Genomic DNA, 1,265 nt, shown 5'->3' on the forward strand with positions numbered 1-1,265 from the left:
TTCGTTGGGGCTGAGTTGGCCGTTGGCGGAGTGCCGACGGCGGGTGTTGTAGCGGGTCAGCCAGGCGAAGACAGTCCTGCGGCAGGTGCCGGCGTCGCCGTAGTCGCGGGCGCCCCGGAGGGTCTCGCGTTTCAGGGAGGCGTGGAAGCTTTCGCAGGCCGCGTTGTCGGCGCTGGTGCCGACCGCGCCCATCGACCGGGTGACCCCGAGTTGGTCGCAGAGGTCGGCGAAGGCGCGGGATCCGTACTGGGCCCCGTGGTCGGAGTGGAACACGGCGCCCTCCAGACCGCCACGTGTTGAGGCCGCCATCCGCAGTGCGTCGGCGACCAGGCCGGTGCGCATGTGGTCGGCGATGGACCAGCCGACGACCTTGCGGCTGAAGCAGTCCAGCACCGTCGCGAGATACAGGAACTCCCCGCTTTCCAGGGGGAGATAGGTGATGTCGCCCATGTATTTCAGGCCCGGCTCGGGGGCGGTGAAGTCTCGCTGGAACAGGTCCGGGACCGGTTGGGCTGCCAGGTCCGGGACGGTGGTGCGCACGCGTCTGCGCAGGCGGATGCCGGTGATGGAGAACGTCTGCATGATCCGGGCGACCCTCTTCTCGTTGATCCGCCGCCCTTTCTCGCGGAGCTCGGCGGTCACGCGCGGGGAGCCGTAGGCGCCGCCGGACTCGCCGTGGACCTGACGGATCTCCTGGGCCAGGACCCGGTCCTTATGCTGCCGGGCGGCCCGGGCCTGGGCGCCGGCGAGCCACTTGTAGTAGCTGGACCGGTTCACGTCCAGGACCTCACAGAGCCGCTTCACCTCGTAGGTGTCCCGGTGGTCGTCAACGAACTGGAAGCGGCTGATCACCAGTTCGTCTCTCCGGCGAAATACTTGGCCGCCTTGCGGAGGATGTCCCGCTCAGTAGCGAGCTTGCGCTCACTCGCCTCGAGCTCGGCCACCCTCGCCTCCAGCTGCCGCACCCGCTCGTCCGGATCAACGGGCGATGCCGCCTCCCGAGGCCCGGCGCCCGGCTTCGCAGCCGCGGCGGTGATGCCGCGGCTTTCACGGTCCCGCAGCACCCACTCACGCAGGGTCGCCCGGTTGATGCCCAGGTCAGCGGCGATGCTCTTGTAGGTCGCCCCGGGTGTGGACTCGTACAGGGCCACAGCATCGGCCTTGAACTCGTCCGAATAGTCCTTCATCGCCATCGGCGGTCTTCTCGCTTCCTCCGGATCAAGCAGATCCAGTATCAGCGTGTCCACCACTCAGGGGGAGGCCCC

The 1,265-nt window shown here is 68.5% G+C and carries 1 protein-coding gene; it reads right to left on the minus strand.

Annotated features, from left to right (window positions below; all coding sequences use genetic code 11):
* Positions 1 to 1,193 (minus strand): IS3 family transposase gene (locus ACZ7GZ_RS43415; protein WP_471033384.1). Its coding sequence is split into 2 segments (ribosomal slippage), with 1,194 coding nucleotides annotated over them: positions 1 to 863 and positions 863 to 1,193; the frame shifts between segments, so codons are not numbered across the junction. This gene is flagged as partial in the annotation.
* Positions 1,194 to 1,265: the final 72 nt, after the last annotated feature.

The sequence above is a fragment of the Streptomyces sp. NPDC037288 genome, assembly GCF_055603265.1.